Origin of the sequence: Krasilnikoviella flava (genome assembly GCF_900167525.1) — a bacterium.
Classification (GTDB): Bacteria; Actinomycetota; Actinomycetes; order Actinomycetales; family Cellulomonadaceae; genus Isoptericola; species Isoptericola flavus.
The window spans coordinates 326,963-352,025 of record NZ_FUZQ01000005.1 but is presented as its reverse complement, the minus strand read 5'-3'; the positions used below and the strand labels follow the sequence as shown (position 1 = coordinate 352,025).

General features: G+C 74.7%; 24 protein-coding genes and 2 riboswitches. Of the genes, 16 read left to right on the top strand and 8 right to left on the bottom strand.

The annotated features are described in order from the left end of the window. Positions 1-31 precede the first annotated feature (31 nt). A riboswitch (SAM riboswitch) is annotated at positions 32-146 on the top strand. 78 nt (positions 147-224) lie between these two features. Genes B5Y66_RS15200 through B5Y66_RS15180 form a run of 5 tightly spaced genes read left to right on the top strand, consistent with a single transcriptional unit; the run spans position 225 to position 6,873 of the window. Next, positions 225-1,868, top strand: coding sequence for an ABC transporter substrate-binding protein (locus B5Y66_RS15200; protein ID WP_079575324.1), 1,644 nt, complete (start codon positions 225-227; stop codon positions 1,866-1,868). A gap of 1 nt (position 1,869) precedes the next feature. Continuing rightward, the gene (locus B5Y66_RS15195) at positions 1,870-2,862 is read left to right on the top strand and encodes an ABC transporter permease (protein WP_079575323.1); all 993 of its coding nucleotides are present in this window, start codon (positions 1,870-1,872) and stop codon (positions 2,860-2,862) included. Next, positions 2,859-3,773, top strand: coding sequence for an ABC transporter permease (locus tag B5Y66_RS15190; RefSeq protein WP_079575322.1), 915 nt, complete (start codon positions 2,859-2,861; stop codon positions 3,771-3,773). Before B5Y66_RS15195 ends, B5Y66_RS15190 begins: the two co-directional genes overlap by 4 nt. Then, complete coding sequence (locus B5Y66_RS15185; RefSeq protein ID WP_079575321.1) at positions 3,770-5,497, top strand: dipeptide ABC transporter ATP-binding protein; 1,728 nt, start codon at positions 3,770-3,772, stop codon at positions 5,495-5,497. The genes B5Y66_RS15190 and B5Y66_RS15185 overlap by 4 nt, the downstream gene beginning before the upstream one ends. Next, complete coding sequence (locus tag B5Y66_RS15180) at positions 5,494-6,873, top strand: M20/M25/M40 family metallo-hydrolase (RefSeq protein ID WP_079575320.1); 1,380 nt, start codon at positions 5,494-5,496, stop codon at positions 6,871-6,873. Before B5Y66_RS15185 ends, B5Y66_RS15180 begins: the two co-directional genes overlap by 4 nt. Positions 6,874-6,900: 27 nt before the next feature. On the opposite strand, the gene B5Y66_RS15175 is transcribed toward B5Y66_RS15180, so the two are convergent. Next, complete coding sequence (locus tag B5Y66_RS15175) at positions 6,901-7,104, bottom strand: hypothetical protein (RefSeq protein ID WP_079575319.1); 204 nt, start codon at positions 7,102-7,104, stop codon at positions 6,901-6,903. 105 nt (positions 7,105-7,209) lie between these two features. Further along, complete coding sequence (locus B5Y66_RS15170) at positions 7,210-8,514, bottom strand: amidohydrolase family protein (protein ID WP_079575318.1); 1,305 nt, start codon at positions 8,512-8,514, stop codon at positions 7,210-7,212. Between the two features lie 112 nt (positions 8,515-8,626). Between B5Y66_RS15170 and B5Y66_RS15165 the strand changes: the two genes are divergently transcribed. From B5Y66_RS15165 to B5Y66_RS15155, 3 genes are all read left to right on the top strand, one after another. Beyond that, the gene (locus tag B5Y66_RS15165) at positions 8,627-9,199 is read left to right on the top strand and encodes a TetR/AcrR family transcriptional regulator (protein WP_079575317.1); all 573 of its coding nucleotides are present in this window, start codon (positions 8,627-8,629) and stop codon (positions 9,197-9,199) included. Positions 9,200-9,303: 104 nt separating this feature from the next. Continuing rightward, positions 9,304-9,822 (top strand): gamma carbonic anhydrase family protein, encoded by a 519-nt coding sequence (locus B5Y66_RS15160; RefSeq protein WP_079575316.1) that lies wholly within the window; start codon positions 9,304-9,306, stop codon positions 9,820-9,822. Between the two features lie 120 nt (positions 9,823-9,942). Further along, positions 9,943-10,923 (top strand): aldo/keto reductase, encoded by a 981-nt coding sequence (locus B5Y66_RS15155; RefSeq protein ID WP_139820928.1) that lies wholly within the window; start codon positions 9,943-9,945, stop codon positions 10,921-10,923. Positions 10,924-10,996: 73 nt separating this feature from the next. Here B5Y66_RS15155 and B5Y66_RS15150 read toward each other — a convergent pair whose 3' ends face one another. The 6 genes from B5Y66_RS15150 to B5Y66_RS15125 all read right to left on the bottom strand — a co-directional run bounded on the left by B5Y66_RS15150 (position 10,997) and on the right by B5Y66_RS15125 (position 16,471). Further along, entirely contained in the window at positions 10,997-11,743 is a 747-nt protein-coding gene (locus tag B5Y66_RS15150; RefSeq protein WP_079575314.1) for a GNAT family N-acetyltransferase, read from the bottom strand. A gap of 34 nt (positions 11,744-11,777) precedes the next feature. Beyond that, positions 11,778-13,217 carry an LLM class flavin-dependent oxidoreductase gene (locus B5Y66_RS15145; RefSeq protein WP_079575313.1) on the bottom strand — a complete coding sequence of 480 codons (1,440 nt, stop codon included), beginning with the start codon at positions 13,215-13,217 and terminating at the stop codon, positions 11,778-11,780. Positions 13,218-13,226: 9 nt separating this feature from the next. Next, entirely contained in the window at positions 13,227-14,435 is a 1,209-nt protein-coding gene (locus B5Y66_RS15140; protein ID WP_079575312.1) for an LLM class oxidoreductase, read from the bottom strand. A gap of 14 nt (positions 14,436-14,449) precedes the next feature. Then, entirely contained in the window at positions 14,450-14,974 is a 525-nt protein-coding gene (locus B5Y66_RS15135) for a flavin reductase family protein (RefSeq protein WP_407656399.1), read from the bottom strand. A 47-nt stretch (positions 14,975-15,021) separates the two neighbouring features. Continuing rightward, complete coding sequence (locus tag B5Y66_RS15130; protein WP_079575311.1) at positions 15,022-15,609, bottom strand: NADPH-dependent FMN reductase; 588 nt, start codon at positions 15,607-15,609, stop codon at positions 15,022-15,024. Between the two features lie 55 nt (positions 15,610-15,664). Further along, positions 15,665-15,765, bottom strand: a riboswitch (SAM riboswitch). Between the two features lie 151 nt (positions 15,766-15,916). Beyond that, positions 15,917-16,471 carry a DoxX family protein gene (locus tag B5Y66_RS15125; protein ID WP_079575310.1) on the bottom strand — a complete coding sequence of 185 codons (555 nt, stop codon included), beginning with the start codon at positions 16,469-16,471 and terminating at the stop codon, positions 15,917-15,919. Between the two features lie 148 nt (positions 16,472-16,619). Here B5Y66_RS15125 and B5Y66_RS15120 point away from each other — a divergent pair, with 148 nt between their 5' ends. The 8 genes from B5Y66_RS15120 (at position 16,620) to B5Y66_RS15085 (ending at position 25,037) form a co-directional block, all read left to right on the top strand. Further along, on the top strand, positions 16,620-17,039 hold the full coding sequence (locus B5Y66_RS15120; RefSeq protein WP_079575309.1) for a pyrophosphohydrolase domain-containing protein: 420 nt from the start codon (positions 16,620-16,622) through the stop codon (positions 17,037-17,039). 206 nt (positions 17,040-17,245) lie between these two features. Beyond that, a complete protein-coding gene (locus B5Y66_RS15115; RefSeq protein WP_176168885.1) occupies positions 17,246-18,277 on the top strand; it encodes a LacI family DNA-binding transcriptional regulator in 1,032 nt (343 codons plus the stop codon). Continuing rightward, the gene (locus tag B5Y66_RS15110; RefSeq protein ID WP_079575308.1) at positions 18,274-19,245 is read left to right on the top strand and encodes a carbohydrate ABC transporter permease; all 972 of its coding nucleotides are present in this window, start codon (positions 18,274-18,276) and stop codon (positions 19,243-19,245) included. Before B5Y66_RS15115 ends, B5Y66_RS15110 begins: the two co-directional genes overlap by 4 nt. A gap of 4 nt (positions 19,246-19,249) precedes the next feature. Continuing rightward, positions 19,250-20,077: a carbohydrate ABC transporter permease gene (locus tag B5Y66_RS15105; RefSeq protein WP_079575307.1), complete on the top strand. Its 828-nt coding sequence runs from the start codon at positions 19,250-19,252 to the stop codon at positions 20,075-20,077. Positions 20,078-20,150: 73 nt separating this feature from the next. Then, on the top strand, positions 20,151-21,419 hold the full coding sequence (locus tag B5Y66_RS15100) for an ABC transporter substrate-binding protein (RefSeq protein ID WP_217700816.1): 1,269 nt from the start codon (positions 20,151-20,153) through the stop codon (positions 21,417-21,419). Continuing rightward, complete coding sequence (locus tag B5Y66_RS15095; protein ID WP_245807144.1) at positions 21,416-22,729, top strand: ADP-ribosylglycohydrolase family protein; 1,314 nt, start codon at positions 21,416-21,418, stop codon at positions 22,727-22,729. The genes B5Y66_RS15100 and B5Y66_RS15095 overlap by 4 nt, the downstream gene beginning before the upstream one ends. Beyond that, on the top strand, positions 22,726-24,129 hold the full coding sequence (locus B5Y66_RS15090) for an ADP-ribosylglycohydrolase family protein (protein WP_079575305.1): 1,404 nt from the start codon (positions 22,726-22,728) through the stop codon (positions 24,127-24,129). The genes B5Y66_RS15095 and B5Y66_RS15090 overlap by 4 nt, the downstream gene beginning before the upstream one ends. Next, positions 24,126-25,037, top strand: a complete 912-nt coding sequence (locus B5Y66_RS15085) for a ribokinase (RefSeq protein ID WP_079575304.1) — start codon at positions 24,126-24,128, stop codon at positions 25,035-25,037. The genes B5Y66_RS15090 and B5Y66_RS15085 overlap by 4 nt, the downstream gene beginning before the upstream one ends. Positions 25,038-25,063: the final 26 nt, after the last annotated feature.

The following is a 25,063-nucleotide window of genomic DNA, read 5'->3' as shown; positions in this document are numbered from 1 at the left end:
CACGGCCTCCTGGCCGGTTCCCTGCGCCGCAGGTGACGAGCGCCAGCACCCAAGGCCCGGCTCGCTGGCCAGCAACCCTTCGACGTGACGGGGTGCTCCGGGAACGACCTGACCCCGCCGCGCCCGCGGCGGGGTAAGCACGGCTCCGGTCGTCCACGACCGCGCCCCGGCCGCGCGCCGGCGCGGGGGACGACCCGCCGCACGACCACGAGGACTGCCACGCGATGACCACCACCCCGCGCACCTCGCGCATCCCGCGCCGCCCCGCCGTCGGGCTCGCCGCGACCGTCTCGGCCGCCGGCCTCCTGCTGAGCGCCTGCTCGACGGGCGCCGACGCCCCAGGGACCGGCGCGTCGGCCGACGCCGAGCCCGTCGCGGGCGGCGACCTGTCGTTCGCCATCACGGTGGACTCGCACTGCATCGACCCGCAGCAGGTCGGCAACAACGACGCGATCGCCGCCGCCCGCCAGACCGTCGCGTCGCTCACCGCTCAGGACCCGGAGTCCGGCGAGATCCTGCCCTGGCTCGCGGAGAGCTGGGAGGTGAACGACGACGCCTCCAGCTACACGTTCCACCTGCGCGACGACGCCGCTTTCGCCGACGGCACGCCGATCGACGCGGCCGCGGTGAAGACGAACTTCGACGCGATCGTCGACCTGGGCGCGGTCGCGTCCCTCGGGTCGCAGTACCTGGTCGGCTACGCGGGCACCACCGTGGTGGACGAGCGCACCGTGACCGTCGACTTCGACGAGCCCAGCGCGCAGTTCCTCCAGGCGACGTCGACGTTCTCCCTGGGCCTGCTGTCGCCAGACTCGGCGGCGCTCTCGGCCGAGGACCGGTGCGCGGGCAAGTACGTCGGCTCCGGGCCGTTCGCCGTGAAGTCCTACACCCAGGACCAGGAGATCGTGCTGGAGAAGGTCACGGGCTACGACTGGGCCTCCGAGGCCAATGACCACACCGGCGAGGCCTACCTGGACACCGTGACCTTCAAGGTCATCCCCGAGGCGAGCGTGCGCACCGGCTCCCTGCAGTCCGGCCAGATCGACGCCACCGCCGCGCTCAACGCCGTCGACCTGCCGCAGTTCGACGGCAACGGCTTCTGGCTGCAGTACCGCGCCAACCCCGGCGTCGTGTTCAACCTGTTCCCGAACGAGTCCAGCCCGCTGGCCGCCGACGAGGCCGTGCGCACCGCGCTCGTCAAGGGCATCGACCGCCAGCAGATCGTGGACACCGTGCTGACCCCGCAGGACCAGCCGGCCACCGGCGTGCTCTCCCACTCCACGCCGTTGTTCGAGGGCGCCGACGACCTGCTCGCCTACGACCCCGAGGGCGCGAAGAAGATCCTCGACGACGCCGGCTGGACCGAGGGCGCCGACGGCATCCGGGAGAAGGACGGGCAGAAGCTCACCACGACGGTCACCTTCTGGCAGGTGCCGGAGCCGCTCGAGCTGGTGCAGCAGCAGCTGCGCCAGATCGGCGTGGACCTCCAGCTCAAGCACGTCACGGTCGCGGAGTCGGAGGCCGCCAAGGAGTCGGGCGACTTCGACTTCGACTACTACAACCTCACCCGGTCGGACGCCGACGTGCTGCGCACGATCTTCTCGGCGACCGCCCGCAACATCAACCAGCGCTCCCCGGAGGAGGTCGACCAGCTGCTGGACGACTCCGCCGCCGCCACCGACCCCGACGAGCGCGAGCGGCTCGTCACCGAGGCCTCGCAGCTCCTGATCGAGCGCGGGCACGCCATCCCGGTCTACGAGCTGTCCACGACGATCGCCGCGTCCGACCGCGTCCAGGGACTGACCTTCGAGGCCTCCTCGCGCCTGGACTTCTACGACGCCTGGGTGACCGACGGCGCGGGGGAGTGAGATGACGCGCTACGTCCTGCGACGCGCCGGGCAGGGGCTGTTCGTCCTGTGGGCGGCGTTCACCGTCGCGTTCTTCGTCCTCTACCTCCTGCCGAGCGACCCGGCCGCGCTGGTCGCGTCCGGCGGCGGCGAGGTGAGCCAGGTCGACCCGGCCCAGCTCGCCGCGCTGCGCGCCGAGTACGGCCTCGACCGCCCGATCCTCGTGCAGTACGGCGACGCCCTGCTCGGCGTGCTGACCGGCGACTTCGGCGACTCCTACGTGAGCGGCGCCCCCGCGACGACCCTCGTGGCGCAGGCCCTGCCCGAGACGCTCAAGCTCACCGGGGCGGCGCTGGCGGTCGCCGTCGCCGGGGGCACGGCGGTCGCCGTGGCGAGCGTCTTCCCGCGGGCCCGGTTCCTGCGCCAGGCGCTGGCCGTGCTGCCCCCGCTCGGCGTCGCGCTGCCCACGTTCTTCGTGGGCCTGGTGCTGCTGCAGTGGTTCTCGTTCCGGGTGCCGGTGTTCCCCGCGATCGGCAACGAGGGGGCGATCAGCCTGGTGCTGCCCACGATCACCCTCGCCGTCCCGGCGGGGGCGCAGCTCGCGCAGGTCCTGTCCCGTTCCCTGCGCGGCACGCTCGGCGAGCCCTACGTCGAGACGGCGTGGGCCAAGGGCGCGAGCCGCACCCGTGTGCACCTCGCGCACGCCCTGCGCAACGCCGCCATCCCGGCGTTCACCGTGCTCGGGGTGATGGTGGGCGGCCTGCTCGGGGGCGCCGTCGTCACCGAGACCGTGTTCTCCCGGGTGGGGCTCGGCCGGCTCACCGTGCAGTCGGTCAACCAGCAGGACGCGCCCGTGGTCCTGGCGATCGTGGCGTTCTCCGCGCTCGTGTTCGTCGTCGTGACCCTCGTGGTCGACCTCGTGTACCCCCTGCTCGACCCCCGGATCGAGCTCCGGACCCCGCGGGGCGCCTCCCGCCGGGCCGCGCCCCAGCGAGCCACGGCGGTGAACGCATGACGCTCCAGACCCTCACCCGCCCCGCCGCGGCCGACGCGTCGGCGCCGGGCCCCGCGGCGACGCCCGCCCGGGCCGACGGCGCCGGGCGCACCCTGCGCGGCGCGCGGCACGTGCTGCGCCGGCCAGGCCTGCTCGTCGCGGTCGCCGTGCTGCTCCTCGTCGCCGCGTGGGCGGTGGCGCCGCAGGCGTTCACCGCGCAGGACCCGCTGGGCGGCGTGCCCGCCGACCGCCTCCAGGCGCCGTCGGGCGCGCACTGGTTCGGCACCGACCACCTGGGGCGCGACGTGTACGCCCGGGTGGTGCACGGTGCCTCGCTCACACTGCGCACGACGGCGCTCGCGGTGGCCGTGGGGCTCGTCCTCGGCTCGCTGCTCGGCCTGCTCGCGGGCTTCCTGCGCGGCTGGGTGGACGACGTGATCGGCCGGCTGGTCGACGTGCTCCTCGCGATCCCGAGCATCCTGCTGTCCCTGGCGATCATCACGGCGCTCGGCTTCGGGCCGGTCAAGGTGGCGGTCGCCGTCGGCATCGGCTCGGTGGCGACGTTCGCCCGGGTGATGCGGGCCGAGGTGCTGCGCGTGTCGACCTCCGTGTACGTCGAGGCGGCGCGGGCGTCCGGCCTGCGGTGGCCCGCCGTGCTCGGGCGCCACGTGCTGCCGAACTCCTCGGGCCCGGTGCTCGCGCTCGTCGCTCTCGACTTCGGCACCGCGGTGCTGGCGGTGTCCGCGCTGAGCTTCCTCGGCTACGGCACCCCGCCGCCCGCGCCCGAGTGGGGCGCGCTCGTCTCCGGCGGGCGCGACTACCTCGCCACCGCGTGGTGGCTCACCACACTGCCCGGCCTCGTCATCGTGGCCGTCGTGCTCGCCGCCAACCGCGTGTCGCGGGCCCTGGAGAAGACGGGAGAGGACCAGTGACGGGAACCCCGGTCACCGATGCCCAGGCCACCGATAGCCCCGCGCCCGAGGCGCCGGTGCTCGAGATCAGCGGGCTCGAGGTCGCCTACCGCGCCGCCGACGGCAGCACGCGCCCCGCCGTGCGCGGCGTCGACCTGCGGGTCGGGGCCGGCGAGGTGGTGGCGCTGGTCGGCGAGTCCGGCTCGGGCAAGAGCACGACGGCGCACGCCGCGCTGCACCTGCTGCCGCGCGGCGGCACGGTCACCGCCGGCCGCCTGCGGCTGGACGGCCGCGACCTGTCCGACCTCACGGCGAAGGAGTGGCAGGCCGTGCGCGGCCGCCACGTGGGCCTCGTGCCCCAGGACCCGACGGTCTCGCTGAACCCGGTGGTCCGCGTGGGCGACCAGGTCGCCGAGGTGCTCGTGATCCACGGGCTGGCGCGCCGTGCGGACGCCCGGGTGCGCGCCGTCGAGCTGCTGCGCCAGGCCGGCGTGGACGACCCCGCGGGCCGTGCCCGCCAGTACCCGCACCAGCTCTCGGGCGGGCTGCGGCAGCGGGTGCTCATCGCGATCGCCATCGCGGCCCGGCCGCGGCTGGTCGTCGCGGACGAACCCACCAGCGCGCTGGACGTCACCGTGCAGCGGCGCATCCTGGACCACCTGGACTCGCTCGTGCGGGAGACCGGCACCGCGGTGCTGCTCATCACCCACGACCTCGGGGTGGCCGCCGACCGGGCGGACCGCATCCTGGTGCTCCAGGACGGCGTGATCGTCGAGGAGGGCGCGGCGACACGCGTGCTGGCCGACCCGCAGCACCCGTACACCCGCCGCCTCATCGCGGCCGCCCCGAGCCTGGCGAGCTCGCGCCTCGTCATCGGCGACGACCGCGGCCCCACCACGGACGTCGAGCGCCCCGAGGCGCCGTCCGCCGCGGAGGGGACGGCGTCGCCGGTCCTCGCGCTCGACCGGGTCCGCAAGGAGTTCGCCCTGCCGCGCGGGGCGGAGCGCCGCACCCTCGTGGCGGTCGACGACGTGAGCCTCGCGGTGGGGCGGGGGCGCACGTACGCCCTGGTCGGGGAGTCCGGCTCGGGCAAGAGCACGACGGCGCGCCTGGCGCTGCGGCTCGAACACCCCACGGCGGGGCGGGTCGTGTTCCGCGGCCAGGACATCACCGCCGCGCGAGGACGGGAGCTGCGCGCGCTGCGACGCGGGTTCCAGGTGGTGTACCAGAGCCCGTACGCGTCGCTGGACCCGCGGTTCACCGTGGAGCAGATCGTCGCGGAGCCGCTGCGCGCCTACGGCGTCGGCGACCGCGCGGAGCGCGCCGACCGGGCGCGGGCCCTGATCGAAGACGTGGCGCTGCCGGCCGACGTGCTGCGCCGCGGCCCCCGCGAGCTGTCGGGCGGGCAGCGGCAGCGGGTCGCGATCGCACGGGCGCTCGCCCTCCAGCCGGACCTCGTGGTGCTGGACGAGCCCGTCTCCGCGCTCGACGTCTCGGTGCAGGCACAGATCCTGGAGCTGCTGGTGCGGCTGCAGGCGGAGCACGGGCTCGCGTACCTGTTCATCTCGCACGACCTTGCCGTCGTGCGGCAGGTCGCCGACCAGGTCGGCGTGATGAGCCGCGGCCGGCTCGTGGAGTCGGGCGCGGCGGAGCAGATCCTGCTGGACCCGCAGGAGGACTACACGCGCGAGCTCGTCGCGGCCATCCCCGGCCGCCGGGCCGTGCAGAGGTTGGAGACGGCATGACGACGACGACCACCACGGCCACGACGACCACCGCCGGGCGGACGCCGACCACCGAGGAGGAGCTCGCGGGACAGACCGTCGAGCTGCTGCAGGCGCTCATCCGCAACGCCTGCGTCAACGACGGCACGGTGGGCTCCGGGCAGGAGGTCCGCAACGCGGAGACCATCGCGGACTTCCTGGACGGTGCCGGCCTCGACCTCGAGCGGGTGGAGCCGCAGCCCGGGCGCACGTCCCTCGTGACGCGCGTGCACGGCACCGCCCCCGACGCCCCGAGCCTCGGCCTCGTCGGGCACACCGACGTCGTCCCCGTCGAGCCGGACGGCTGGAGCCGCGACCCGTTCGGGGCCGAGCTCGTCGACGGCTGGGTCTGGGGCCGCGGCGCGATCGACATGCTCGGGCTCACGGCGGCCTACGCCGTCGTGACCCGGGCGCTCGCGACGTCCGGCCGCCCGCCGCGCGGCGACCTGCTGCTCGCCGCCGTCGCGGACGAGGAGCACGGCAGCGTGTGGGGGGTCGACTGGCTCACGACCCACCGCTGGGACCTCGTGCAGGCCGACCACGTGCTCACCGAGTCCGGCGGGGTGCCCGTCGGGCCGCTCGGCGCCCGGACCCTGGCCGTGGGCGAGAAGGGCGGCGCCGGCCGGCTCCTGCGCGTGCACGGCCGGCCCGGCCACGGCTCCGGCCCGTGGGGCGGCCGGAACGCCATCGTCATCGCCGCGGAGGTCGTGCGCCGCATCGCCGCCGCCCGCGGCCCGGTCGTCGTCGGCGACCTCTGGCGCCGGTACGTGGACGCGCTGGCGCCGGAGCCCGACCTGCGCGCGGCCCTGCTCGACCCGGAGCGGCTCGACGACGCCCTGCCGCGGCTCGGCGCCCTGGGCGCCGTCGCGCACGCGACGACCCACACGACGCTGGCCCCGACCGTCATCGGCGCCGGGTCCAAGCCCAACGTCATCCCGGGCCTGGCCGAGATCACCCTCGACATCCGCGTCCTGCCGGGCACCCGGCCCGGCGACGTCGAGGCGCTCCTGACCGAGACGCTGGGCGACCTCACCGAGCACGTCGACATCGTGGGTGACCGGTTCGGGGAGCCGTCGCTGTCCCCGACGGACACCGACCTCTACCGGGTCATCGAGCGGACCGTGACGGCTCGCACCGGCGGCGCCCCGGTCGTGCCGACCCTCGGCACGGGCGGCACGGACGGGCGCTTCTACCGGCGCCGCGGGGTGCCGGCCTACGGGTTCGGCCTGCTCAGCGCGGGCTGGGACCCCGGTACCTGGCGCGGCCTGTTCCACGGCAACGACGAACGGGTCGACGTCGCGTCCCTGGAGCTCACCACCGCCGCCCTGCACGACGTCGTCACCACGTTCCTGCGCTGAGGGCTGAGGGTGGACGGCCGTCCTGGCTCATGCTTCCCCGCGGGGTCGGGTCCGCCGCTCGTCGAGGTCGGCGTCGGTGACGGTGCGTGCGGGACGGGCCTGCACCCCGACCGCGACGGTCATCGGGGGCACGACGCGGAGGCCCACCTGGAGGGCGGCCTCGGACTCGGTGTCGAGCCGCCCCTGGGCGATACGTGCCACCACGTCGCGATGGTCGTCGTGGATGGTCATCGTCGTCCTCGCTGACGTGTACCGCGGTGGCCGCCCGTTCCGGCCGGCTCGAGGTCTCAGCGTGCCTGGACGCGCCCCGACCGTCCAGGCCCGGGCAGGTCCTCTCTACCTCGAGGTCGAGGCGTCGGTGCCGGCGTGGGACGCCTGCGAGGCCGCGGGCGCAGCCCCGGCGAAGAGCGGTGCTCCGCGCCTCCAGACCTGGCGGACGTTGAGCGTGTCGGAGATCCGCTCCGTCGGGTCGCCGTCGACGAGGAGAAGATCGGCGCGCAGGCCCTCGCGGATCATCCCGCGATCGGCGAGCGCGAACCGGCGCGCGGGGACGGAGGTGGCGGCGCGGAGCGCATCGACGGGCGTGAGGCCCGCCGTCACCAGGAGCTGGAGCTCGTGGTGCACGCTCGCGCCGTGCGCCATCCCGCCCAGGACGGGCAGCGGGAAGGACACGTCGGTGCCGACGAGGAGGTCGACCCCGGCGTCGTGGAGTGCCTTGACCGAGGCGAGGACGTCGTCGAGCCTGCCCTGCGGGTACCTGTCGTAGCTGCTCCGGAGCGTCGCCAGCCACGCGTCGTCGAGCTTGGCGGCGACGCGCGGGTCGGCGGCGAGGGCCGTCGCGGGGAGACCCATCATCGACGCGTTCAGCACGACGCAGGGCACGACGAATGCGCCGGACGCGGCGACCGCCTCGATGACGGGGGCGGTGTGCGGCCGGTCCATGAACAGGTGGACGAGCCCGTCGATGCCGGCGCTGACGGCCGACATGGTCGCGTCGACGGTGAGGGTGTGGGCCACGGTCGTCAGGTGGCGGCGGTGGGCCTCCGCGACGCCGGCGGCGATCGTCGCGTCGTCGAGCACGGGCAGCCCGGGCGCGCCCTCGACCGTGCCGTCGTCGATCATGAACTTGATGTAGTCGGAGCCCGACGCCTCCAGCCGAGGGACGAACGCGGCCGCCTCGGCGGGTGTGGCCGAGAACGGCATGACCACGTCGGACCAGGATGCGGTGCCCTCGGCCGCGTCGCCGTCCTCCCACGGCGCCTCGTCGTCGCCGTCGTCACCCATCAGCTCGCTCGGGTGGCCGCCCGGAGGCGTGATCCCGAAGCCCGCCGACCGCACGTCGGCCAGGCGGTCGTTCCCCGTGACGTGGCCGCGCCTGTCGCGGGTGAACATGCCCTGCATCTCGAGCTCGGTCGTCACCCCGAACGTGAGCGCCAGCTCGAGGGCCCCGACCGAGGTGTGCACGTGGGAGTCGATGAGCCCGGGGAGCAGCGTCGCCCCGCTCGCGTCGACGACGCGGGCGCCGTCGGGGGCGGGACCGCCGACCGAGGCGATGCGGGGTCCGTCGACCACCACGGTGGTGGCGTCGACGACCTGCTCGCCGTCGAAGACTCGTGCGTTGACGATCGCTGTCGCGTTCATGGTTCTCCTTCGTCGTCGTGACACCGCCGACGCTAGCACTTTCTGTAGTGACTACAGAACTGGTGTGACTCGGAGTCCGGTGTCGGTACGACGAGGGCCCTATACTCGTCGCATGGCAGCAGGAACCGGGCTTCGTGAGCGCAAGCGGATCCAGACCCGCCGCACCCTGAACCAGGTGGCCGTCCGCCTGTTCCTGGAGCGTGGCTTCGACGACGTCACGGTTGCCGAGATCGCCGACGAGGCGAACGTCGCCCTGACGACGCTGTTCACCTATTTCCCGGAAGGGAAGGCCGCCCTGGTCTTCGAGCAGGACGAGGATCGCGCCGAGGCGCTGACCCGGGCCGTGCGCGACCGGTCGCCGGAGACGGATCCGCTGAGCGCCGTCGAGGCCTTCATGGGGAGTCGTCTGCCGTTCGAGTCCGGAGACCCGGAGTCCACCCGGGTCCTCGACCTGATCTTCTCGACGCCGCCGTTGCGCGCGTACGTCCGCACGAAGTGGACCGACTGCGAGGACGCCCTGACCGCCCTGCTCGCCGACGAATGGCACGAGGCCGAGAGCGCGGGCCTCCGGGCGCTGTCGCGCTTCGTCCTCGAGAGCCCCGACATCGCCGCGCGCGCCGACGCACCGGCGGACGCGCTCGCGACGATCTTCGCCAACCTGCGCACCGGGTGGGGACTCGATTAGGCGCCGTCCCCGCATCGACACCCCGGTGCATCGTTTCAGGACACCCATGTCCCCGGGCGCCCGCTGGGGAGTACCGCCGAGGTGCGACCGGTAGGGTCCGGGGCATGGCGACGGTGCTCCCCTTCGACGGTCACACCCCCGAGATCGACCCCACGGCGTGGATCGCCCCGACGGCCACGATCGTGGGGAACGTGCGGGTCGGCGCGCGGGCCAGCGTCTTCTACGGCGCGGTGCTGCGCGGCGACATGGACGCGATCGTGCTCGGCGAGGGCTCGAACATCCAGGACAACTGCGTGGTCCACACGGACACCGGCGTGCCCGCGACCATCGGCGCCGGGGTGGGCGTGGGGCACGGGGCGATCGTCCACGGTGCCGCCGTGGGCGACGGCAGCCTGATCGGCATGGGCGCCACGCTGCTCAACCACGCGGTCGTGGGCGAGGGCGCCTTCGTGGCGGCCGGCGCGCTGGTGCGCGAGGGGCAGGAGATCCCCGCCGGGCACCTCGCTGTCGGCGTCCCGGCCAAGGACCGCGGCCCGCTCGACGCCGAGGGTGCCGAGCGCGTGCGCCGCAACGCGATCGAATACCAGGAGCTGGCCGCGAGGCACCGCCGCTCGATCGGCTGAGCGACCCGGCCGGTCGCACGTCCAGCATCCGAGAGCCGCGCCCCCGATCTTGCGGACCCTGCGCCGCGGTGGTCGGCTGCGCCCATGACGACACCTTCCTCCGCCGTGGGGCCGACCGCCCTGCCCACCCGCACCCTGGGTTCGGGCGACCACGCCCTCACCGTGTCCGCGCTCGGCTTCGGCGGCATGTCGGTGGCCGACTCCTACGGCCCCGCCGACGCCGCCGAGGCCGAGGCCGTCCTGCGGCGCACCCTCGAGCTCGGCGTCACGCTGATCGACACCGCCGACGTGTACGGCGCCGGCCGCAACGAGGAGCTCATCGGGCGCGTCCTCGGGCCGCAGCGCGACCGGATCGTGCTGGCCTCGAAGTTCGGGCTCGGGAAGCACCCCGACGGCCGCCCCGTCGACGGCCGCCCGGAGTACCTGCGCGCCGCGGTCGACCGCTCCCTCGCCCGCCTCGGGACCGACCGCCTCGACCTGTACTACCTGCACCGCGTGGACCCGCAGGTGCCCGTCGAGGAGACCGTCGGGGCGCTCGCGGAGCTGGTCGCGGCGGGGAAGGTGCGCGCGATCGGGCTGTCAGAGGCGGGCGCGGACACCGTGCGCCGCGCGCACGCCGTGCACCCGGTCACGGCCGTGCAGAGCGAGTACTCGCTGTGGACCCGCGACCCCGAGGACGCCGTGCTGCCCGCGCTGCGCGAGCTGGGCATCGGCTTCGTGCCGTTCTCCCCGCTGGGACGCGGCATCCTCACCGGCACCGTCGACCGGGTGACCGACCTCGCCGCCGACGACGTGCGGCGCAAGCACGCCCGGTACGCCGGCGAGGCGTTCGAGCACAACCGCGCCCTGGTGCTCGCGCTGGAGGACCTCGCCGCGGAGCGGGGCGTCACCGCCGCCCAGCTCGCACTCGCGTGGCTGCTGGCGCAGGGCGACGACGTCGTGCCCATCCCCGGCACCAAGCGCCTGCGCTACCTGGAGCAGAACGTCGAGGCCGCGTCGATCGTCCTGAGCGCGGACGACCTGGCGGCGATCGCCGCCGCCGTCCCGCGCGGCGCCGTGCAGGGCGTGCGGCACCCGCAGGCCGACCTGCTGGAGGCCTGAGCGGGGAGCCCGGCGCACGGCGACGGCCCGGGTCCCCGCTCGGCGGGGTCCCGGGCCGTCGCAGCGGTCGTCGTCAGGCCCGCGGCGTCCGCACCGCGCCGAACGTGGTGCGGGTGCGCAGCCGGAAACCGAGGTTCTCGTACAGCCGGATCGCGTTCGCGTTGTTCCCCGCCGCGTGCAGCATGGGGCGGGCGCCGCGCTCGCGGACGTGGTGCGCGACGTCGAGCACGAGGCGGGTGGCGAGGCCCTGGCCGCGGTGGTCGGGGTCGGTCGTCACGGCGCTGATCTCCGTCCAGCCCTCCGGCTGCAGGCGTTCCCCGGCCATCGCGACGAGGCGCCCCTCCCGGCGGATGCCGACGTACCGGCCCATGAGGTAGGTGCGGGGCAGGAACGGACCCGGCCGGGAGCGCTCGACGAGCGCCAGCATGTCGGGCACGTCCTGGGCGCCGAGCACCTCGGCCTCGTCGTCGGCCCGGGTGCGCAGCCGGTCCGTCTCGACGAGCTGCACGCCGTCGAGGAGCGCGACCCGCTCCCAGCCCGCGGGGAGCGCGAGGTCGGCCGGTGGGCCGGGGAACTCGGCGCCGTAGCCGGCGACGTCGACGATCGCGTCCCACACGCCGGGGTCGTCCCACGACCGGACGGCGGCGAACGGGGACACATCGACGGGATAGCGCAGCACCAGCTCGTTGCCCTCGGCGAGGTGCGCGTGGGCACCCGTGAGGGACGACCAGCGGGGGTTGTCGAGGACGAGCTCGGACGCGTCCGTGGGGGCGCCGGCGGGCGCGTCGGACGGGGTGGTCGTGGTGGTGATGGTGGTCATGGGCCCTCCTGGTCAGCAGTCGCAGCCTAGGTGCTCAGGGCACCGGAGTCAGCGCCGGTTCGCTCTCGGCGTCGTGCGCTCGCTCACGTGCCCCGCGGCGGGTGAGCGGCTCCCGCAGCCCCAGGTGCTCGCGCAGCGTGGTGCCGGTGTAGGCGGTCGGGTAGGCGCCGCGCTCCTGCAGCGCGGGCACGACCTTCTCCACGACGTCGTCCAGGCCCGCCGGGACGATCCACGGGCTGAGGTTGAAGCCGTCGACGGCGCCGGTGCGCACCCACCGGGTGAGCGCGTCGGCCACGGCGCCGGGCGTCCCGGTGAAGCCGCGCTCTCCCGCGTTGCGGATCACCAGCTCGCGGATCGAGAGGCCCTCGGCCTCGGCGACCGCGCGCCACTGCCGCGCGATCTCGTGCGTGCGTGCCCCCGTGGTGGCGGAGCCGCGCTCGCCGCCCAGCTCGGCGACGACCGGGTCGTGCGCGGGCAGAGGGCCGTCCGGGTCGTAGGACGAGAGGTCCTCGCCCCAGACGTTGCCGACGATCGACAGCGCGGTGGCGGGGGTGACCTGCGCGCGGCGCACCCAGCGCTCCTTCTCCTCCGCCTCGGCGGCCGTGTCCCCGACGACGATCGCCGTGCCGGGGAAGATCTTCACGTCGTCCTCGGGCCGGCCGGCCGCGACGACCCGCCGGCGCACGTCGGCCGCGAACTCGAGCGCGTCGGCGAGCACCGAGCCGTGCCGGGAGAAGATCACGTCGGCGTGCGCGGCGGCGAAGTCCCGGCCCTGGGGCGAGTCGCCCGCCTGGAAGATCACCGGGTGGCCCTGCGGGCTGCGCGGGGTGGTGACGTCGAGGACCAGGTCACGCGGCGTGCGCAGGTCGGCGCCCGGCACGGACACGCGCGCCACGTCTCCGCCCGGGCCGTCGGGGAACGCGTCCCACACCCCGCGGGCGACGGCGAGCACGGCCGCCGCCCGCTCGTAGCGGTCGGCGTGGTCGAGGTAGCCGCCCCGGCGGAAGTTCTCCCCGGTCCAGGCGTTGTCGGTGGTCACGACGTTCCACGCGGCCCGCCCGCCGGACAGCACGTCGAGGCTCGCGAGGCGGCGGGCCAGGTCGGCCGGGTCGTGATAGGTGGTGTTCTGCGTCGCGACGAGGCCGATGCGCTCGGTGACCGCGGCGAGCGCCGCGAGCTGGGTGATCGCGTCGGGGCGGCCGACGACGTCGAGGTCGTGGACCCGGCCGCGGGTCTCGCGCAGGCGCAGGCCCTCGCCGAGGAAGAACGCGTCGAAGAGCCCGCGCTCGGCGGTGCGGACCACTTGCTCGAAGGACGCGAAGTCCGTCTGCGAGCCGGACTCCGGGTCGGACCAGATGGTGGTGTGGTTGACGCCCTGGAAGAAGACGCCGAAGTGGACCTGGGCGTGCGGGCGGGTGACCGGGGCGGCAGGGGCGTGCGGGGCCGGGCCGTGCGGCGGGGGCGGTGTGGTCATGTCGGGTCCTCAGGCGTTGGCGGTGGCAGGCAGGGCGGCGGGCCGGGTGCGGCTGGTGCCGGAACGCTGGCGGGCGTCGTAGCGGTTGGCTGGGCGCGGCAGCCCGAGCGTCTCGCGCAGGGTGGCTCCCGCACGGGGCGCGGCGGTGAGCCGGGCCGCGCGCAGCACGGGCAGCACGTCGCGGGCCAGCACCGGCAGGTCGAGGTCGAGGACGGCGGGCAGCAGCCGCACGCCCGCGACGTCGCCCGAGGCGGCGAGCTCGGCGAGGAGGCCGGCCAGGCCCGCGGCGTCGCCGGTGTAGCGCAGCGCGGCCCCTCCCCAGTCGGTGCGGGCCCCGGCAGGGGTCGCCGCCTCGAGCTCGGCGAGCCGGGTGCTCGCCGTGCGGCCGTCGGTGTCGAGCACGACCTCCAGGTCGAGGACGGCCAGGGCCGCGCCGCCGGTCGCGGTGTCGGTCGCAGGTTCGGTCGCAGGGCCGGTCGCGGCGCGTGCGGCCGCGCGGGCCGTCGCGACGTCGGACCCGCCGACGAGCGTGACGTCGACCAGTGGCTCGCGCACCGACGGTGCGACGGCTCCGGCCGCGGCCAGGACGACGAGCTGCCCCTGCGGCGGGCGCGGGGTGATGAGCGGCCCCTTGACGGAGAAGGTCTCGCCGACGAAGTCGACGTGGTGGAGCCGGTCGCGGTCCACGTAGCGGCCGGTGGCGACGTCGCGGATCACGGCGTCGTCCTCCCACGAGTCCCACAGGTCGCGCACGGCCTGGACGACGTCGCGGGCCTCGCGGGCGAGGTCCGTCACCGGGTCGCGGCCGTAGGCGTCGGCCGTCTCCGCGGTGAGGGTGGTCGTGGCGAGCCACCCGCCACGACCGGACGCCGCGATGTCGAAGGACGCGAGCTGCGTCGCGACGTGGAACGGCTCGGGGTAGGTGGTGGCCACCTGCGGCACCAGCCCGATCGCGGTGGTGGTGCGCGACACGAACGCCGCACGGGTGACGGCGTCGAGCCGCGCCGAGTCGGGCGATCCGGGGACGGCGGGCAGCAGGGCGTCGGTGAAGGTCGCGAACGTGACGCCGGCGTTCTCGGCCCACCGGACGCTGCGGGCGAGGCGAGCGGCGCCGACGAGCTCGGCCGGCGTGAGGCCCGTCGCGGCGGCCGCCGCGGGGTGGGCGCCCGCGCCGTCGACGTCGAGCCCGACGAGGAAGGGGGTGGTGAGGTCGGTCATGTGTCGTGGTCCCGTCAGATCGCGGACTCGGGCGGAAGGGGCGCGAGTCGGTGGTACTCCCGGTCGAGGTAGACCAGGGGAGAGGCGTCGTCCGACCCGGACTGCAGGGCGCGCAGGGACACCAGGTAGCTGTCGCCCACGGGCGTGCGCTGCAGCACGCGGGCCCGCACCCAGGAGACGGCGCCGTCGATCACGGGTTCGCCCGAGGGCAGGGCGGTCCACCCGCCGGCCGCGAAGCGGTCGATGCCGCTGGTGGCGAACCGGGCGGAGAGGTCGTCCTGGTGGTCGGCGAGGAAGCTCACCGCGAGGGTGCTCGCCCGGGAGACCGCAGGCCACGACGACGAGGTGGACGCGAGCGAGAACGCCAGGAGCGGCGGGGCGGCGGACACGGAGATCACCGACGTGGCGGTAAAACCGACGGGGCGGCCCTCGTGCGCGAGCGCGACGACGGCGACGCCCGCGGGGTGCTGGCGGAACACCGTCTTGAAGGCGTCGGGCGACAGCTGGGGCTCGTCCTGCTGGGACAGCAGCTCCTCGATCCCGGAGAGCGCGGACAGGTCGGTGTGCAGGTCGGTGTGCTCCGTGGTCACAGGACGGCTCCCGTCAGCTCGGGGGTCTCGGTGGGCGTGGCGGTCGTCGCCGCTCCGGCGGCTCGCCGCAACGGCGTCGCCCAGCGGGCGAACCAGGGGTCGAGGGCCGCGCCGAGCTCCGGCAGCTGCGCCTCGGTGAGGGCGAGCGTGCGGGTGGGGACGACGGCGCCGAGCTCCACCAGGACCGGACGGAGGTGGACCTCGCCGGCGAGGGCGTGCGCCGGGTTGCCGGACACGACGAGCGGCACGACCACGACGCCGGCCAGGCCGTCCGGCCCGTACAGGTCGAGGAACGCCTTGAGCAGGCCGGTGTACGAGGCCTTGTAGACGGGGGTCGCGACGACGGCGACCGTGGCACGGGCCAGGCGCTCCTTGGCCTCGTCGGCCTCGGGGTGCGTCGCGGTGAGGAGCTCGCCGGCGAAGGCCGCCAGCTCGATCGTGCCGATGTCCGGTCCGGGTGCGCCGAGCAGCTCGGCGATGCGGCGTCCGGCGGCCTCGGCCGCCGCGAGCGTCCGGGAACCCTCGCGGGGGTTGCCGGAGACCACCACCACGGAGGGGGTGGCGGGGCGGGTGGGTGCGGTCATGGGTCGTACCTCGCAGTCCGTCGATCACGCTTGCCGCGCGGCGTCTCGGCCCGCGTGCGCGGGCCGGCCGGCGGCCAGGTCATCTCCCGGAGCACCCCGCCGTGACGTGGGGGTTGCTGCCCAGCCAGCCGGGGCTTCGCACTGGGGCTCGTGACCTGGGCGGAGGTATAGCAGCGGATCGTCGGAACGCCAGGCCGCTCCGGAGACTTCTCACGATCCGGACGCCGGTCCGGACGCACGGGAGCCTCCGGCCGGGGGACGGCCGGAGGCTCCGTGGTGGTGGTGCGGGTACGGGTGAGGCGCGGCGTCAGGCTTCGAGGCGGAGCCGGGCGCCCAGGGCGACGGCGGCGACGACCGAGGCGCCCGCGACCAGGACGACGTCCTTGAGCACGTACTGCCCGAGCAGGCTCATGCCGTGCCCGAACAGCTCGTCGCCGAAGAGGGCGACGGGGGACAGGATCCCGACCATCGCGACGGCGAGGACGACCAGCCCGACCCGCAGCAGGCGGCCGGAGATGAGGGTGAGGCCGATGAAGGTCTCCATGACCGCCACCAGGATCACGGCCGTCGTGCTCGGGACGAGGCCGAGCGTGAGCGTCTCCACGGTGCGGCCGGCGATCTCCTCGGCGGGGCTGGCGCCGGGGAAGAACTTCAGGACGCCGAAGCCGAGGAACACGAGGCCGAGCGCGACGCGCAGCGCGGGCACGGACCACCGGGTGAGGAGCTGGGCGAGTGCGGTGACGGCGACGTCGAGCCGCGGCGCGACCTGCTCGGCGAGCGCGTTCGGGAGGCGACGGGTGGCGGGGACGTCCGGGGCGCGGGTGCCGGCAGTCGTGCGGTGGGTCGGGGCGGAGACGGACATGGTGGTGCTCTCTTCCAGGGGGAGGTGCGACCCGGGGGTGGTCGCCCTGGGAGAGAGGCCCTCCGGCGCTCTCCGATGCGGGCTCGGCGCGTTTTCGCCCGGTCCTCACCCGCTCGACCCCGCACTGCCGACCGCCTAGCGTGCGGGCATGGATCATGAGCCGATGCGCCGGGTCGCCGAGTTCCGCGAGGCGTTCGACCTCGAGGCCGACCCCACCCGCCCCGGGCTGGCGGAGCACCGCCGGGCGTTGCTGACCGAGGAGGCGGGGGAGGCGGCGGAGGCCCTCACGGACCTGGCGACGGCGCTGGCCGAGGGCGGTGACACGGCCGCCGCCTACCGGGCGTCGGCGAAGGAGCTCGCCGACGTCCTCTACGTCACCTACGGGGCCGCGGACGCGCTGGGGATCGACCTGCCGGCGGTCTTCGTCGAGGTCCACCGGTCGAACATGAGCAAGGTGGACGCCGACGGCCGGGTGCTCCGACGTGCCGACGGCAAGGTGCTCAAGGGGCGGGGGTACCGGCCGCCGGACCTGGACGACCTCGTCGTGCCGCCCTCCGCCACCGCCTAGGCACGCGGCCGTGCGGACCCGGCGGGCGCGCCGCCCCCGCGGGTCGTCGGGCTACGTCGGGGCCCGCGGGGTCGCGAGCATCCGCGACGCCTTGACACGGGCGGGGGCCGGTGCCAGAGTGACGCCATCCGGAAACGTTTCCAGCGGGTCGCCGAGACCGGGCTGGAAACGTTTCCAACGCCGTCGACGATGAAGGTGGAGCGACAGTGACGTCATCACGCGCCACGTTGATCGAGGTGGCCCGGCACGCCGGGGTCTCCCTCGCATCGACGTCGCGGGCCCTGCACGGCACCGGGGCCAGCCCGGCCATGGTGGAGCGCGTGCGCGCCGCCGCCGAGGAGCTCGGGTACAGCCCCGACGTGACCGGCCGGTCCCTGCGGATGAAGAAGACCTTCCAGGTCGCCTTCGCCGTCGCGGACATCGGCAACCCGGTCTACGTCGAGATGCTCACCGCCATCCACGAGGTCCTCTCGCCCCACGGGTACCGGGTCGTCGTCATGACCACCGGCGACACCGCCGGCGCGGCCACCGACCTCGTGCGCAGCCTCGGCAGCGGCTTCGTGGACGCCCTCGTGATCAGCCCGCTGCGCGCCGACGACGCGCTGGCGGACGAGATCCGCCGCGCCCCGGTGCCGGTGGTCGTCGTCGGCCGTTCGCTCGACGACGGGGCGATCGACTCGGTCTCCACGGACTCCGCGGACGGCATCGGCCAGGCCGTCGACCACCTGGTGCGGTCTGGCCGGCGGCGCATCGGGTTCCTCAACGGTCCGCTCGACACGACCCCGGGCCGGGCACGGCAGCGGGGCTTCGACGCCGCGGCCCGGGCGAACGGGTTCCCGGCCGAGCGCACCACCGTCGAGGTCGCCGACGACTTCACCGTGGCGGCCGGGCTGCGCGCCGCGCGGGCCCTCTTGGCGCCCGCTGCGGACGGCTCGCGGCTCGACGCGGTCGTCGCCGCCAACGACCTGCTCGCCATCGGCGCCGTCCGCGCCGCACGCGAGGCAGGCCTGACCGTCCCGGGCGACGTCGCCGTCACGGGGATGGACGACACCGAGCTCGGTCGCGTCTACGAGCCGAGCCTCACGAGCGTGTCGCTCGGCTCCTCCGAGCGTGGGGCCGCCGCGGCGCGTGCCGTGCTCGCCCGCCTGGAGGACGGCGAGGCGCCCGCCCAGCACGTCGTCATCGGCCCGCGCCTGCTCGTGCGTGAGTCCACCGCCGCCGAGGGGAGCTCGCGATGAGCGCCCCCACCGCGCCCGCGGCCGGGCCCACGACGTCCACCGCCGGTCGTCCGGCGCGTCCGCTGCGCCACCGCGGCGGCCTCGAGCGAGGGCGTCGCCGCGAGGCCGCCGCCCTGGTGATGCCGTCGCTGCTGCCGATCCTGGTGCTCTCCGTGGCGCCGCTCGTCATGGGCATCGCCCTGGCGTTCACCGACGCCCGCCTCGTGCGGCACCCGGACTACCAGTTCGTGGGCGTCGACAACTTCGTGCGGCTCGCCGACAACTCGTTCTTCTGGGACTCGTTCCGCATCGGCATGATCTGGGCCGTCTCGGTGACGGTGCTGCAGCTCGTGCTGGCGCTCGGGCTCGCGCAGCTGCTGAACTCCGGGCTCCGGCTGCAGGGGCTCACCCGTGTGCTGGCGCTGATCCCCTGGGCGATGCCTCCCGTCGTCGTGGCGATCATGTGGAAGATGATCTACTCGCCCAACGCGGGGCCGCTCAACGCGTTCCTCGGGGCACTGGGCCTGCCGGACGACATCAACTGGCTCGCCGACTTCTCCACCGCGCTGCCGGCGGTCATCGTCGTCGGAGTCTGGGTCGGCATGCCGCAGACCACCGTGACGCTGCTCGCGGGCCTGCAGCAGATCCCGGGAGAGCTGCACGAGGCCGCATCCATGGACGGGGCGAACGCGTGGCGCCGGTTCACCGCGGTGACCTGGCCGAGCCTGCGCCCCATCGTCGCGTCGATCACGTCGCTGAACTTCATCTGGAACTTCAACTCGTTCTCGCTGGTCTACGTCCTTACCGAGGGCGGGCCGGGCGGCCGCACCATGCTGCCGATGCTGTTCACCTACCTCGAGGCGTTCAAGAACCGCAACATCGGGTACGCCGCGGCGATGGGCGTCGTCCTCGTCGTGGTCGTGGTCCTGCTCCTCGCCGTCTATCTGCGGTCGCAGTTCCGCGACGACCGCGCCGTGAAGAAGGGCTGAGCCGATGCGCGTCCTCGTCCGCCCCGCCCAGTACGTGGCGCTGGCCGGCTACATCGTCTTCCTGGGCTTCCCGCTGCTGTGGCTGATCTCCGCGTCGGTGAAGTCCTCCGCCGAGCTCAACTCCCTCACGGTCAGCCTCCTCCCGTCGCAGTGGCACTGGGACAACTACGCCCAGGCGCTCGCGCGGCAGGGCCTGATGAGCTCGGCGGCGAACAGCCTCGTGGTGGCGCTCGCCTCCACCGTGCTGGTCATCCTCATCGCGATGCCCGCGGCCTACGTGCTCGCCCGGCTCAAGGGGGCGATCCGGGTGGCCGGCGTCGGATGGATCCTCGTGAGCCAGGTGTTCCCGGTGATCCTCATCATCCTGCCGCTGTTCCTCATCCTGCGGACCATGAACCTCACCGACAGCCTGGTGGGGCTGACGCTGGTGCACACCACGTACACGCTGCCGTTCGCGCTGTGGATGCTGCAGGGGTACGTCGTCGGCATCCCGACCGAGCTCGAGGAGGCCGGGTCGATGGACGGCGCGACGCGGCTCACCGTGCTGCGCCGCATCGTGTTCCCGCTGCTCGCGCCGGGCATCGTCGCCACCGCGATGTTCAGCTTCGTCTCGTCGTGGAACGAGTTCTTCTTCGCCCTGGTGCTGCTCCAGTCGCCCGAGAACTACACCCTGCCGATCACGCTCACGTCGTTCATCGGCGGCGAGGGCAAGGTCGCGCTGGGACCGCTCGCGGCGGGGTCGTTCCTCGCCGCGATCCCCAGCATCGTCTTCTTCTCGATCATGCAGAAGAAGCTCACCGGGGGCCTCATGGCGGGGGCGGTCAAGGGCTGACCCGACCTCGCTCCACCGCATCTGACACATCGCCCACCGACTCACGAAAGGCAGACCCATGAAGACTCGTGGAGTGTCCACCGCCGCATGCCTCACGGTCACCGCCCTGCTCGTCGCCTCCTGCAGCGGCGGGGGCGGCGACGAGGGCGGGGACGGCGGCCCGGTCACGCTGAAGTTCCAGTCGCTGTCCGACCAGCCCGCGGCCATCGAGGCCACGGAGAAGATCGTCGGCGAGTGGAACGACGCGCACCCCGACGTGCAGGTCGAGATCGTCCCGACCGGGTGGGACGGCGTCTACGACAAGCTCATCACCCAGTTCAACGGCGGCGCCGCGCCGGACGTCATCCACTACGAGGCCGCGAGCATCGTGCCGTTCGCCCGCGACGGCTACCTCGCGGACCTGTCCGAGTACATGTCCGACGAGCGCAAGCAGGACATCCCCGAGGGCGTCCTGGACTCGGTGACGGTCGACGACCAGATCGTCGCCTACCCGACCGAGCTGCAGTCCTACATGGTCTTCGCGAACAAGAAGCTCCTCACCGACGCGGGCGTCGAGATCCCCACGGGCGACACCATGACGTGGGACCAGCTCCGGGAGATCGCGAAGGCCACCACGAAGGGCAAGACCTACGGCCTCGGCTGGGGCCTTTCGAGCCCGACCGCCGCGTTCATGACGCTGGCGCCGGGCTTCGGCGGCGAGTACTTCTCGGGCACCGGCCAGGACGCGCAGATCACCGTCGGCGACGGCGAGATGGCCCTGCCGGAGCTCGTGGACGCCATGGCCTACCAGGACAAGTCGATCCTGCCGGTCACGCTCACTCAGTCCGGGTCGGAGGCGATCGCGTCGTTCTACGCGGGCCAGACGGCGATGACGGTACAGGGCTCCTACCAGGCGGCGAACATCGCCAAGGACGCGCCGAAGGACCTCGAGTGGGTGGTGCTGCCGCCGCTCGCCGGGCCCGAGGGCGCCGGCCAGGCCGCCAACCCGCAGACCCTGTCGGTGAACATCGACTCCGAGCACGTCGAGGAGTCGGCCGAGTTCATCGAGTTCTTCACGGAGGCGGACAACCTGGCCGCGCTCAACGAGGCGGACGCCCTGATCCCGGCGACGACGTCGGCCCAGAAGGTCATGGCCGACAAGCTCGGCGACGAGAACGGGTGGAGCACCATCCTCGCCTCGGGCCAGCACTTCGTCTCCGCGCCGTACCTGTTCGCCGACGCGTACGCGCAGTGGAAGGACACCGTGGCCACGCCGGCCTACCAGCGGTTCCTGGCGCAGGAGACCGACGCCGCCGGGCTGCAGACGCAGCTCACCGACGGGTGGGACGAGATCACGCAGTGACCGTCGTGCGGGCGGCACGCCGCCGCCCGCACGACCGCCCGCTCGCGGGCAAACCGGGGCGCGAGACACGTGCCCCGCAGGACGACGAGGGAGTGACCGTGACCTGGCTGGACGACCGATCGATGGCCGTGATCACCGGCGCGGCCGTGGGCGACGCGCTCGGCGGTGCCGTCGAGGGGTGGACCCCCGAGCAGATCGAGGAGCGCCACGGCGGCCGGGTGACCGGGATCGTGGGCCCCTGGTACCCGAACTGGCGCGACGCCCGCCCCATCGCGCCGTACCACAAGGGCGACGGGCACATCACCGACGACACCCTCATGACCCGGGCCGTCGTGGAGGTCTACGCCAAGCGCCGCGACCACCTCGACGCGTACGCCGTCGCGGAGGACCTGGTGCCCCTGATGATCGGCGAGCCGCGCTGGATCCCCGAGCTCGAGTCGACGGCGCTGCTGCTGCAGCGGGTGTTCCTCGCCGAGAAGTGGATGGTCGCGCGCCTGCACTACGGGCACGTGGACCCGCGCGAGGCGGGCGTCGGCAACGTCGTCAACTGCGGGGCCGCGATGTACGTCGCGCCCGTCGGCCTCGCCAACCCGGGCGACCCCCGCGGCGCGTACGCCGAGGCGATCGACTTCACGGGCGCCCACCAGTCGAGCTACGGGCGCGAGGCCGCGGGCGTGTTCGCCGCCATGGTCGCGGCGTCGGTGGCGCCCGGAGCCACGCTCGACGACGTCGTGCACGCGGCGCTGGACGTCGCGCACGACGGCACGGCCGACGCCCTGCACGCGATGGTCGACGCGTTCGACGGGTGGACGACGGCGCCCACGACGGACGAGGAGGAGCGCGAGCTCGGCCGCCTGGTGCGCGACACCGTCGCCCCGTTCGACTCGGTCGGGCCCGCCTACCGGCAGATGTCGATGGACGCGCGCCGCCCCTCGCGGACCAAGTCGATCGAGGAGCTGCCGGCGGCGCTCGGCATGCTGCTCGGGCACCGGGGGGACTTCCGCGGCGCCGTGCTCGCCGCCGTGAACTACGGGCGGGACGCCGACTCGATCGCCGTCATGGCCGGCGCGGTCGCGGCCGGCCTCGGCGGCACCGGCGTGGTCCCCGCCGAGTGGCTGGACGAGATCGAGGAGGCGAGCCGCACCGACGTCCGCGAGACGGGGCGCCTCATGGCCTCCGCGGCGGCGGACATCGTGCGCGCGGACGCCGAGCGGGCGCGCGCCCGCCTCGCCGGGATGGACGCGCTCGACGCCGCGGAGCCGGCCGGGTACGACGCGGCCGGACGCGGCGCCGTGGGGGAGCCGGCGTGAGGCTGACCTGGGCCCAGCCGGAGGACCTGCTCGCCCACGAGCTCGTGCAGTCCGCCGCCGAGGGCAAGGAGACGGCCGACGTCCGCGAGCGCTGGACGGCCGCCGGGGGAGACCCGGTGCCCGCGGTGAGCGGCGCCGGCCCGGTGCCCGCGACGCCCGAGCTGCGCGCGCTGGCCCGCGAGCTGCTGGACGAGCTCGACGCCCGACCCGCTGCCGCGGCGCCGCAGGAGCCGGACGGCTGGGACGCGATCGTCGCCCTGCTGCCGCCCGCGCCGCGGCTGCCCCGCCCCGGCGCGGACCTCGACGCCCGCGTCCTCGGCGCCTGGACGGGCCGCGCCGCCGGCTGCCTGCTCGGTAAGCCCGTCGAGAAGATCCCGCGCGAGGGCATCGAGGAGATCCTGCGCGCCACGGACCGGTGGCCGCTGGATCGCTGGTTCACCGCGGTCGGCCTGCCCGACGACGTCGCGGCCCGCTGGCCGTGGAACCGCCGCTCCGCGCCGACCTCGCTCGAGGAGAACATCGACGGGATGCCGGAGGACGACGACCTCAACTACCCGATCCTGGCGCTCGAGCTCCTCGAGGCCCGCGGCCGCGGGTTCACCACCGACGACGTCGCGCAGCTCTGGCTCGACCTCATGCCCGCCGGCCGGTCGTTCACGGCCGAGCGCGCGGCGTACCGCAACATCCTCGACGCACGACCGGTGCCGGAGACGGCGACGCACCACAACCCGTTCCGCGAGTGGATCGGCGCGCTCATCAGGACCGACCTGCTCGGCTGGGTCAGCCCGGGCGACGTGCGCGGGGCCGCGCGCCTGGCGTGGACCGACGCCCGCCTCAGCCACACCCGCAACGGGGTGTACGGGGCCATGTGGGCCGCGGCCCTCGCGGCGGCGGCCGTCGTGGTGGACGACGTCGAGGAGGTGCTCGACGCAGCCGACGGCGTCGTGCCGCCGGGCAGCCGCCTCGCCGCGGCCGTCCGCCTGGGCCGCGAGCTGGGCGTGGCCTCCGACGGCTCGGAGCCGGCGGTCCGCGCCGACCTCGACCGGCTGCACACCGCCTACGGCGACCTGCACTGGGTGCACGTGCTGCACAACGCCGCCGTGATCGCCTACGCGCTCGCGGCGGGGCGCGGCGAGTTCGGCGCGAGCGTGTCGATCGCCGTGACGGCCGGCTGGGACACCGACTCCGCGGCCGCCACGGTCGGCGGCGTGGCCGGCGCCCTGCGCGGCGCGGACGGGATCGGCGAGCGGTGGGCGGCGCCGCTCGACGGGCGGATCGCGACGTCGCTGCCCGGCGGCGAGCGGAGCATCGCCGACCTCGCCGCGCGGACGACGGCGCTCGCGCGCCGCGCCCCCGCACCGCAGGCTGGCGACATGACCGACGAGGGAGGACGGGCGTGAGCACGGACGGGCGCGTGGTCGTGGTCGGGTCCGCCAACGTGGACCTGGTCGTCGACGTGCCCCGTCATCCGGCGGGCGGCGAGACCATCCTGGGCGGCGACCTGCGTCGCAGCCCCGGCGGCAAGGGGGCCAACCAGGCCGCGGGGGCGGCGCGCGCGGGAGCGGCGGAGACGTCGTTCGTGGGCGCCGTCGGTCGCGACGACTCCGCCGACCTGCTCCTCGCCTCGCTCCGGCGCGCCGGGGTGAAGACCGACCTGGTCTGGCGCCTCGACGTGCCCACCGGCACCGCCCTCATCACCGTCTCCCCGGACGGCGAGAACGCGATCGTCGTCGCTCCGGGGGCGAACTCCCACCTCGCGGTCGAGGCGCCGCAGGCCGAGCGGATCGCCGCCGCCGACGTCGTCCTCGCCCAGCTGGAGATCCCGCTCGACGTGGTGCGCGCCGCGGCGGCCGCCCGCCGGCCCGGCGCGCTCTTCGTGCTCAACGCGGCGCCGTCACGCCCGCTGCCCGAGGAGGTGTGGGAGGCGGTCGACGTGCTCGTGGTGAACGAGCACGAGGCCGCGGACCTGGCCGGGCCGTCTGTCGGCGTCGACACCGAGGCGCTCGCGGACGCTCTGCTGGAGCGCGTGCCCGCGGCCGTCGTCACGCTGGGCGGTCAGGGCAGCCTGGTGGCCCGCCGCGGCGAGCCTCCGGTACGCGTGCCCGCGCACCGGGTCGTGGCCGTCGACACCACCGGCGCAGGCGACACCTACTGCGGCGTGCTGGCCGCGGCCCTCGCCCGCGGGGAGGCCCTGCCCGAGGCGGCGCGGCTCGCCGCGGCCGCCGGCGCGCTCGCGGTGACCCGGCCGGGGGCGCAGGACGCCGTCCCCGCCGCGTCCGAGGTCGCCGCGCTCGCCGGCACCGCCTGAACCCCCATCCGACAGACCCGCGCGAC